This window comes from Bordetella muralis (assembly GCF_965139205.1).
GTDB classification, from domain to species: Bacteria; Pseudomonadota; Gammaproteobacteria; order Burkholderiales; family Burkholderiaceae_B; genus Bordetella_A; species Bordetella_A muralis.
The window spans coordinates 38,243-47,173 of record NZ_CBCSIU010000005.1 but is presented as its reverse complement, the minus strand read 5'-3'; the positions used below and the strand labels follow the sequence as shown (position 1 = coordinate 47,173).

Below are 8,931 nucleotides of genomic sequence, written 5' to 3'. Positions count from 1 at the left end.
CNTCGCTACGCTCCTTCGGTTTCCCTCGCTCGACCACGAGGCGCCCTCACGCGGCCACTGCACAGCCTCGACTCATAGCGTCTCGAGATTGCTGCGTCTCAAGATGGGTCTCAATATCGCTGCGTTTCAGGATTGATGCGTTTCGAGATTCGAGCGTCTCAAGATTGATGCGTTTCGAGATTAGCAGCGTCTCAAGAATTGATGCGCTCAGTATTTGCTGCGGGACATTTGGTGGGGTTAAGGCATTTTGCATTCGGCGGCGAAGGCGTCTGCGTGCTGGGTCAGCGTGGTGCCGACGAGTTTGTTTTGCAGTTTGCCATCCGCGGTGCGCTGGACTTGGCGCATGTAGATGTCCTGGATCGGATATTGGTTGGTGTTGAATTTGAAGCTGCCGCGGATGGATTGAAAGTCTGCGGCTTTCAGGGCTTGCCTGAAGGCGGCTTTGTCCTGCATCTTGCCGCCGACTTTGCGTACGGCGCTGTTGATGAGCATGGCGGTGTCGTAGGCTTGGGCGGCGTACATGGTGGGTGTGCGCCCGTAGGATTTTTCAAAGTCGGCGACGAATTTCTTGTTGGCGGGGTTGTCCAGGTCGGCGGCCCATTGCGAGGCGTTGTACAGGCCTTCCATGGCGTCACCGACGGCACGGATGGTGTCGACGTCGGCAGAGAAACCCGGGGTGAGAATGGCCATTTGCTTGTCCATGCCGGCCGCGCCCATCTGCTTGATGAAGTTCACGCCCAGGCCGCCCGGCAGGAACAGGAATACGGCGTCGGGTTTGGTGGCGCGCAGTTGCGCCAGTTCGGCGGAAAAGTCGAGTTGGCTGAGTTTGGTGTAGACCTCGTCGGCGATGGTGCCTTTGTAGAGGCGTTTGAAGCCATCCAGCGATTCGCGTCCGCCAGGGTAGTTGGGGGCGATGAGGGCGACGCTTTTGTAGCCTTTTTCGGTCGCGAATTTGCCCATGGCGGCGGGGATGTCTTCGTTCTGCCAGGCGACGGCGTAGAAGCGCGGGTCGCATTTTGCGCCGGCGTAGTCTTTGGGGCCTGTGTTTACCGATAGATAGACCGTGTCGCTGCGCAGGATTTCAGGCAGCACGGGCAACAGGACATTCGAGAACACGACGCCGGTCACCACATCGACTTTGTCGCGTTTGAGAAAGCGCTCGACCGCGCGGCGTGCGGTTTGCGGGTCTTGGTGGTCGTCCTCGATTTCCAGTTCAACGGGCACGCCGCCGAGTTTGCCGCCTGCATGCTCTACGGCGAGGTTGAAGCCGTCGCGTATTTCATTGCCCAACGCGCTGCCGGGGCCGGACAGCGTGGTCAGCAGGCCGATTTTGACGGCGTCTTCTGCTTGGGCGGGACAGAATGCCAGGCTGGCGATCAGGGCGGCAGCGGTCGCTGTGGCGCGCACGCGTGGAAAGGAGGCAGCTTTGCTCATGGTGTCGGGTCCAGGTTTGTGGCACTGCAATACGCCGGCGGAAGTCGCCAAGCCTCGTGCAGATTGTGCGCAAACCCGTGGCGGCGGACTATCCGATTTTGGCGGGTTCGCGCTCAGTCTTGTCCGTATCGTGCAGCGAGGCGCATTTTTGCCAAACGTGGATACCGGATTGCGAACTCTGGCTATTTTGTGGACCAGGATGTCTCTAGATTGTCGGGTATCTGGTGTTAGGTCTCTGGACCTTTTGGGAGATTGCGATGACGCTTTCCAATGAAGCACTGGCCGAGTTGGTCCGGCCGGATAGCGTAAACAAGCGGGTATATACGGACCCGGACATCTTTAACCTGGAAATGAAGCGCATCTACGGCAAGGCCTGGATTTATGTCGGGCACGAAAGCCAGGTGCCCAATACCGGTGACTATCACACGACACGAATTGGTGATCAGGATGTCATCATGGTGCGCAGTACAGGCGGTGCCGTGCACGTGCTGTACAACCGATGTCCGCACAAGGGCGCCAAGCTGCTGGCCGATGGGGATGGCAATACCGGCAAGTTCTTTCGCTGTCCGTACCATGCGTGGACCTACAAACTGGACGGCAAGTCATTGGCGGTGCCGTTAAAGAATGCCATGGAGGGCACTTGCTACGATCCTGCGCATCCCGATTTTTCGATGAGGAAAGTCGCCCGGGTCGAGAGCTATCGTGGCTTTGTGTTTGCGAGCCAGTCGGCCGAGGGGCCGGATCTGCGCAGCTTTCTCGGGGGTGTGATCTCGTCGATCGACAATATGTGCGACCGCTCGCCGATAGGCGAAGTCGAGGTGGCAGGCGGGGTGTTCCGCGTACTGCAGCCCTCAAACTGGAAGGTGTTTTACGAGAATCTGCACGACACCATGCATGCACGGGTGACGCACGAGTCCTCGTTTCAGGCAGCGCGCGACGAGGCCGCGGTGTTGGGCGAAATGCCGTTTGAGCTGTTGATCATGGACGGCAATGGCGAGCCCTACGAGTTCTGGGAAAAGCTGGAACTGCGTGCCTATGACAATGGTCACGGCTATATGGAGGGCATCTTCGATCCCGCCGCGGCGACGCGTGATCCTGTGTCGCGCGCGCATTTCGAGTCCTTGTCCTCGGTACACGGCGAGACACGCGCGCGTGAAATCCTGGGGATGAACCGGCACAACACCATTATCTATGGCAGCGGCTCGCCGCATACGGTGTTTCAGCAGTTTCGTGTGATACGCCCGATGGCGGTCAATCGCACGATGGTAGAAATTCAGACCTTTCGCTTGAAAGGTGCGCCGGATGGCGTGTTTGACCGGGCGCTGACCTATGCGAACGTGATCAATTCTCCCTCATCCAATGTCATGCCCGATGATGTCGAGGTCTACAAGCGTTGCCAGGAGGGCAACCAGACCGACGGGGGCGATTGGGTCAGCCTGCATCGCTACATGGGTACCGACAAGGTTCTGCCGGATGGCATGGTGTCCACCAATGGCACCAGCGAATTGCCCATGCGTAATCAGTTCAAGGCATGGCGCCAGTACATGCTGGAGACCGGATCAGAACATATCCAAGGAGCGGGCCGTGCTGTTGCTTGATCGTAATTTTGATGTCTCGGTAACGCCCGTGTCGCCCGCCGCGTTGAGCGCCGACGAAATACGCGGTGTGGAGCAGTTTTTGTTCCAGGAAGTCCAGTATCTGGATGACCGGGATTTTGAGGCGTGGCTCGCGTTGTGGGACGAGGATGGCCGGTACTGGGTTCCCCGGTTTGAACACCAGGCGAATCCCTTTGAACAGGTGTCGTTGTTCTGGGAAGACAAAATGCTGCGCGAGGTGCGGGTCAAGCGATTGAGCAACGCCCGCAACTGGTCGCAGCAGCCACCTACGCGATGTTCGCATCTGGTGGGCAACGTGGCGGTCAAGGGCTTGGACTCGGCAGGGCATCTGATCGTGCGTTCCAGCGTGCACCATACCGAGTGGCGCGGCGAACAGCGGCATCTGGCAGGGACCGTGCATCACAAGTTGGTGCGCGATGGAGCGGGAGGATGGCGCATCCGTCTCAAACGTGTCGATCTGGTCAATTGCGATAGCGTGTTTGCGAACCTCGAGGTCTTTATATGAGCCGAGTCCCGACGGCGTTGCTGGCGCTGCACTATCAGAACGAGGTATTGCATCCCGACGGGCTGATCCGTGTGGGGATTGCCGACGACGAGGTGCGCACAGCGTTGATCGAACGGGCGTCGGCGTTGTTGGCTGAGGCGAGGCTCCGCGATTGGTTGTTAGTGCATGTGCGTATCGCCTTTCGGCCCGACTATGCAGACATGCCGCGCAATATTCCGATTTTTTTGCGGACCGAAGCCCTCGGTGCGGTAAAGGACGGAGAGTGGGGCGCGGAGTTTTATCCGTCACTGGCGCCACTGAGCAGCCGGCGTGAGTTTGCCTTGAAGCACACCAGCATCAGTGCGTTTCGTGGCACGGCGTTGGATCAACTGCTGAGGTCGCATGGCATTGTGCGTGTGATGGCGGCGGGAGTTGCCACGCATTCGGTGGTCGAAGGCACTGTGCGCGACGCTGCGGAGTCGGGCTACGAGGTCACTGTTGTTGCGGATGCCTGTGCCGCAGCGGCTCGTGCGACGCACGAGGCCGCATTGGCATCGATGGCGTTGATGGCGCAGGTGACCACGGTTCAAGAGCTGATCGCATCAGCGGAAAAGGAATGATCATGGAGCAGCACATTGCGCCTGCACAGATTTCTGGCAACGTCCCCGCCCGCTTGGCGGGAAAAGTGGCACTGGTGACCGGCGGCACGCAAGGACTCGGGGCCGACGTGGCCCGCCAGCTCGCCGCTGCGGGCGCCGAGAGAGTCTTTGTCGTGGGGCGGGGCAAGCAGGCCGGCGAGGACGTGGCGGCCTCGCTGGGCGGGGCCGGCGTGGCGATAGAGGCCGATATCACCGACGACACGGCATTGGCCCGTTGCGTGCAGATCGCAACCGGCTATGCCGGCCGCATCGATATCCTGGTCAACTGCGCTGCCGCGTATGACGACGCAGGGCTGGCCTCGACGCGTGAGCAGTGGCTCAGCACCCTGAATGTGAACCTGATCTCGGCGGCCATACTGACACAGATGGTCACACCACATATGCCGCGTGGCGGCGTCGTGATCAATATGGGCAGCATCGGCGGCAAATTCGGCGCGGCAGGGCGAGCCATTTACCCTGCCTCGAAAGCCGCGCTGCTGCAGATCACCAAGAATTTCGCGGTTACCTTGGCGCCAGCGGGGATTCGGGTGTTGTCGGTTTCTCCCGCCTGGACCTGGTCGCCGATGCTGGCGCAGATGAGCCAGGGGTCCATTGAGCGGGCCGATCAGGTCGGAGCAGCCTTGCATCCTCTGGGCCGTGTCGGCCGAGGCGAGGAAATCGGCAAAGCGGTGGTTTTCGCGGTCAGCGACGAGGCCTCGTGGATGACGGGAACGGATCTGGCCGTCGATGGGGGATTCAGTTGTCTGGGTCCCGATCAGGGGATGTCCGCCAGACGTTGGTTCGAGACGGCGCCACGGAACACGGACTAGGGATTTGCACGAATAGTTTAGGGCTAAACTAAGCGTTATCGTCGGATGTTTCATGGCACGCGCTGCCTGATTCAGACTTTATGCATCCGGGGGGAACGCATGATGGACGTCAGATGGAATCTGGATTTATCTAAGATTTATCGTGCCCCGATATTCCAGACGCGTTCGGCCAGAGACGCGCAATACCAGCTCAGCCGCCAGTTGGTTGACCACGGCTTACGGTGGTTTCCGGGCGAGGTGTCGGCCTCGTTGTATCGCCGCGAACTGAATCGCATCAGCCTGATGATTTTGCAATATGGCACTGAGGTCGAGGTTTCGCCCTTGACGTTCGAGGATTTCACCCTCGTGCAGATGCCGCTCAAGGGCGCGGTGCAGATCGAGTCTGCGGGTACCTGTATTCGGGTCGTTCCTGGCGAGGTCGCGGTGGTCCCGCGTGGATGCCCGGTACGTTTGCTATGGGAGCCTGGATGCGAGCAACTCATTTTGCGTTTGCCGGATAGTCTTTTGGCCGATGCTGGCGACACACCTCATGGCGTAGCGTCATTGGCCGGCGCCCGTCTGCCGTCCGGCCTGGCCGCTGGCGTCCATTGGTGCCAGGAGCGCACGAGAGAGGCCCCTGGCTCGCATCGCGGCATGGCGGTTCCTCTGGCGGGCAGCTCCAAACCGAACTGGACGGACTCCGTCTACAAAATCCGGGCGGATCTGATTGATCCTTGGATCGGGATGCTGCAGCAGGCGGTGAGCTTGTTGCCGGCAGGGAATACGCACTTGCTGCATCCTGCATGGCTGAACCAGTTCGAGCAAACACTGGCAGGATTCGTCTATGCCCATCAGCCGACCGTATTGAAGGCCGCCGAGCGGTTCGATGATGGCGGGCCCGATGAGGTGACGCCCGGATATCGTGCTGGACAATGCTCGCAACTGGACCGGCTGGAGGACTATATTCGCAGCCGGCTGTTTGCGCCGCTTTCGCTGGCAGATCTGGCCCGCGCCGCGGGCGTCACCGCGCGGACGCTGAACGTCGTGTGTCATCGGCACCGTGGTGTCGCGCCGATGACGCTAGTGCGCAATCTGCGGCTGGATGCGGCCCGCCAGCGTCTGTTATCAGGCTTGCCCGTCAGCATCACCGAGGTGGCCATGGAGTATGGGTTTGGACATTTGGGCCGATTCTCCGCCTACTACCGTGAGCGTTTTGGAGAGCTGCCCAAGCAAACCGGTCGCGCGCTGAAAGAGGCGCAATGTGCCCAGTCGCCACAATTGGACTCACGGCGTCTTGCTGCCATGGCATCGTGAGGGCAAAACTGGATAACCCTTTGCGTTTTGCGGATAGTTTGCCTGGATCGAGGACGCCATGATTGAGGGCATCAGGCCAGCTGTCATCGCCGGCCGCAACGTCTCTTTCAGCCTCGGCAATCACGCCGGGGATTTTCGGAACCTCTGATGGCGCCATCCTCTGATCCTGTATTCGATGTCATCGTCGTAGGCAGCGGCATAAATTCCCTGGTGTGCACGGCGCTGCTCGCGCGCAGCGGCCGCCGGGTGTTGATGCTGGAGCGCGAGGCGCAATTGGGCGGCTGCATCCGGACCGACGAGTTGACCTTGCCCGGCTTTCACCATGACACCTTGTCGACTGCTCATCCGCTGTTCATGGTGGGGCCAGCGTATGCCGCGCTGGGAAAGGCGCTGCACGAAGCCGGGCTGGAATACTGCAACACATCGCAGCCGACGGCGGTATTGCTGCCGGATGGCCGGCATCTGACTTTGTCGACGTCGCACGAACAAAATCGGGCGGCATTCGAACAGGCACACGCCGGCGACGGGCAAGCGTACGCAGCGGCGCTGGCCAACGTGCAGGCGAACGCACCGCTGGTCTTTGGCTTGCTCGGCAATGCGTTGTGGCGCTTGAAGACGCTGCGCACCGTAGCAGGGGTGGCCTGGAAGCAGGGGCCACGTCATCTGGTCGGATTTATGGGCAGATCACTTACCCCTGCGTCGTCATGGTTGCGTCAGGACTTTAAATCCGATTTGACGGCGGCATTGCTGGCGCCGTGGGTGCTGCACTGCGGTCTGAGCCCGGATGCACCGCTGTCCTCATTGATGGCGCAGGTCGTGGCGATGACACTGGAGGGAGTCGGTTTGCCTATCGTAAAAGGCGGTAACGCCAATACGGTGCGGGCGTTCGAACGGTTGATCCGTGACGCGGGCGGCGCGATTGAAACACAGGCCGATGTCGTCAAGGTGTGCGTGGAACAGGACCGAGCGGCCGGGGTGGCGTTGGCCGATGGCCGCGTCTACCGTGCGGCCAACGTGGTGTGCAACGTGACCCCGACCCAGTTGTATGGGCGCCTGTTGGACGAGGCTGAGGTGCCTGACGCAGTGAGGGCCGAGGCACGGGCCTGGCGCTATGGCAAAGGCAACATGCAGATTCATCTGGCCTTGGACGAGGCGCCACAGTGGAACGTCGAGGCTTTACGAGACGTCGGCTATGTTCACATCACCAGCGGTGTCGATGCGGTGTCCAGGGCGGTGAACGAGGCCGAACGGGGTCTGCTGCCCGCTGCGCCGACGATTTGCGTGGCGCAGCCGACCGTGTTGGACCCAACTCGGGCGCCACTCGGCAAACATATTTTGTGGGTGCAACTGCCGGAATGCCCGCGTCATCCAGTGGACGACGCATTAGGCGCGCTGACGATTCCCGAGCCGGGAAACTGGACCGTTGCATTGCGCGAGGCGTATGCCGATCGCATCATCGACACGTTGGCGCAGCATATCCCGAATCTGCGTCGCAGCCTGTTGGGGCGTGCCGTGTTGTCGCCGGCAGATCTGGCGGCGATGAATATCAACCTGGTTGGCGGCGATCCCTATGGCGGGGATTGTGGCCTGGATCAATCCTTCTTTTGGCGTCCCTCTCGCGTGAATCGCAATCACTCGACATCAGTGCAGGGGCTATGGCACATTGGTGCGTCCACGCATCCGGGGCCAGGGCTGGGAGGCACATCCGGTTTTCACGTGGCGAGCGCGTTGGGGGCAACGTGACGCCGTTTTTTTTCAGTTCGTGCGTGCGCCGATGATGCGGGCCCATGAGCAGACGAATCGCAGATATTTGGATAGGAGTTCAACATGACCGTTTCAATGACGCAGTTCGCCCAGGACGTCGCGAGCGGGGCGTTGCGTATCGTCGATCTGACGCACACGCTGTCGCCCGAGTTTCCCGCCCTGCAGCTGCCTGCACAGTTTGCCCAGGTCAGCGCATTCAAGATCGAACGCATCTCTCAGTATGACGAGGCCGGCCCGGGTTGGTACTGGAATAACTTCACCTGTGGCGAACATACCGGCACCCATCTGGATGCCCCCGTGCATTGGGTCACGGGAAAGGACTATCCCTCGAATACCGTCGAGACGATGGATCCCCAGCGCTTTGTCGGGCAGGCGTGTGTGATCGACGCCAGTGCTCAGGCGGCGCAAGACGAGGATTTTGTGCTGACGGTGGAGTTTCTGCAGCAGTGGGAAAGTCAGCACGGACGGATAGGCGAAGACGAATGGGTGTTGCTACGCACGGATTGGCATAAACGTATGCCTGATGCGGCCGCCTTTTTGAACGTGCGCGAAGACGGCGCCCACACACCCGGCCCGTCACAGGAAGCTGTCCAATGGCTGATCGATGCGCGCAATGTGCGAGGATTCGGGGTCGAGACGATCAATACTGATGCGGGTCAATCCTATGCGTGGCCGATGCCTTTCCCATGCCATACGCTGATGCACGGTGCGAACAAATTGGGTTTGCAGTGCCTGACCAACCTGAATCAGTTGCCCGCACGCGGAGCATTGATTGTGGCTGCGCCGTTGAAGATTCAGAACGGATCGGGATCGCCGCTGCGGGTGTTCGCAGTAACTCCGGCGTGATCATCGGGACAGGAGCGAGCCGGCCC

General features: G+C 60.5%; 8 protein-coding genes. 7 read left to right on the top strand and 1 reads right to left on the bottom strand.

Features of this window, described 5'->3' with window-relative positions:
* Positions 1-237: 237 nt before the first annotated feature.
* Positions 238-1,434 carry an ABC transporter substrate-binding protein gene (locus ACNA0I_RS09965; RefSeq protein WP_415805845.1) on the bottom strand — a complete coding sequence of 399 codons (1,197 nt, stop codon included), beginning with the start codon at positions 1,432-1,434 and terminating at the stop codon, positions 238-240.
* A gap of 257 nt (positions 1,435-1,691) precedes the next feature.
* Between ACNA0I_RS09965 and ACNA0I_RS09960 the strand changes: the two genes are divergently transcribed.
* From ACNA0I_RS09960 to ACNA0I_RS09930, 7 genes are all read left to right on the top strand, one after another.
* A complete protein-coding gene (locus ACNA0I_RS09960; RefSeq protein ID WP_415805844.1) occupies positions 1,692-3,032 on the top strand; it encodes an aromatic ring-hydroxylating dioxygenase subunit alpha in 1,341 nt (446 codons plus the stop codon).
* Positions 3,019-3,555 carry an aromatic-ring-hydroxylating dioxygenase subunit beta gene (locus ACNA0I_RS09955; RefSeq protein WP_415805843.1) on the top strand — a complete coding sequence of 179 codons (537 nt, stop codon included), beginning with the start codon at positions 3,019-3,021 and terminating at the stop codon, positions 3,553-3,555. Before ACNA0I_RS09960 ends, ACNA0I_RS09955 begins: the two co-directional genes overlap by 14 nt.
* The gene (locus ACNA0I_RS09950; RefSeq protein WP_415805842.1) at positions 3,552-4,154 is read left to right on the top strand and encodes a cysteine hydrolase family protein; all 603 of its coding nucleotides are present in this window, start codon (positions 3,552-3,554) and stop codon (positions 4,152-4,154) included. Before ACNA0I_RS09955 ends, ACNA0I_RS09950 begins: the two co-directional genes overlap by 4 nt.
* 2 nt (positions 4,155-4,156) lie before the next feature.
* Positions 4,157-5,002, top strand: coding sequence for an SDR family oxidoreductase (locus ACNA0I_RS09945; RefSeq protein ID WP_415805841.1), 846 nt, complete (start codon positions 4,157-4,159; stop codon positions 5,000-5,002).
* Positions 5,003-5,101: 99 nt separating this feature from the next.
* A complete protein-coding gene (locus ACNA0I_RS09940; protein ID WP_415805840.1) occupies positions 5,102-6,295 on the top strand; it encodes an AraC family transcriptional regulator in 1,194 nt (397 codons plus the stop codon).
* Between the two features lie 147 nt (positions 6,296-6,442).
* Positions 6,443-8,038: a phytoene desaturase family protein gene (locus ACNA0I_RS09935; protein ID WP_415805839.1), complete on the top strand. Its 1,596-nt coding sequence runs from the start codon at positions 6,443-6,445 to the stop codon at positions 8,036-8,038.
* Positions 8,039-8,122: 84 nt separating this feature from the next.
* Complete coding sequence (locus ACNA0I_RS09930) at positions 8,123-8,905, top strand: cyclase family protein (protein ID WP_415805838.1); 783 nt, start codon at positions 8,123-8,125, stop codon at positions 8,903-8,905.
* Positions 8,906-8,931: the final 26 nt, after the last annotated feature.

Coding starts and splice junctions, on each gene's coding strand:
- ACNA0I_RS09940 (WP_415805840.1), top strand. CDS start 5,102: ATGATGGACGTCAGATGGAATCTGGATTTATCTAAGATTTATCGTGCC.
- ACNA0I_RS09950 (WP_415805842.1), top strand. CDS start 3,552: ATGAGCCGAGTCCCGACGGCGTTGCTGGCGCTGCACTATCAGAACGAG.
- ACNA0I_RS09960 (WP_415805844.1), top strand. CDS start 1,692: ATGACGCTTTCCAATGAAGCACTGGCCGAGTTGGTCCGGCCGGATAGC.
- ACNA0I_RS09935 (WP_415805839.1), top strand. CDS start 6,443: ATGGCGCCATCCTCTGATCCTGTATTCGATGTCATCGTCGTAGGCAGC.
- ACNA0I_RS09945 (WP_415805841.1), top strand. CDS start 4,157: ATGGAGCAGCACATTGCGCCTGCACAGATTTCTGGCAACGTCCCCGCC.
- ACNA0I_RS09965 (WP_415805845.1), bottom strand. CDS start 1,434: ATGAGCAAAGCTGCCTCCTTTCCACGCGTGCGCGCCACAGCGACCGCT.
- ACNA0I_RS09930 (WP_415805838.1), top strand. CDS start 8,123: ATGACCGTTTCAATGACGCAGTTCGCCCAGGACGTCGCGAGCGGGGCG.